Annotated in this window: 1 pseudogene; it reads left to right on the top strand. The window is 57.5% G+C overall.

The features are described from left to right. A pseudogene (locus LKK83_RS07635) lies at nt 1-419 on the top strand (photosystem II q(b) protein); the annotation flags it as partial.

The following is a 419-nucleotide window of genomic DNA, read 5'->3' as shown; positions in this document are numbered from 1 at the left end:
TCTTCTAACGCGATCGGTCTGCACCTGTATCCCATCTGGGAAGCGGCTTCTCTCGATGAGTGGCTCTACAACGGCGGCCCCTATCAGTTAGTGATTTTCCACTTCCTGATTGGCGTGTTCTGCTACATGGGCCGCGAGTGGGAACTCTCCTACCGCTTGGGGATGCGTCCTTGGATCTGCGTCGCTTACTCTGCCCCCGTGGCTGCGGCTACCGCAGTGTTCCTGATCTACCCCATCGGCCAAGGTTCTTTCTCTGATGGCATGCCTCTGGGCATCTCGGGAACCTTCAACTTCATGTTGGTGTTCCAAGCCGAGCACAACATCCTGATGCACCCCTTCCACATGTTGGGTGTGGCTGGCGTGTTCGGTGGTGCGCTGTTCAGCGCCATGCACGGTTCTCTCGTGACCAGCTCTCTGGT

The organism is Phormidium sp. CCY1219 (genome assembly GCF_035615515.1).
Taxonomy (GTDB): domain Bacteria; phylum Cyanobacteriota; class Cyanobacteriia; order Cyanobacteriales; family Laspinemataceae; genus CCY1219.
The sequence above is the reverse complement of the archived record's forward strand: the minus strand, read 5'-3'. Positions and strand labels throughout refer to the sequence as shown.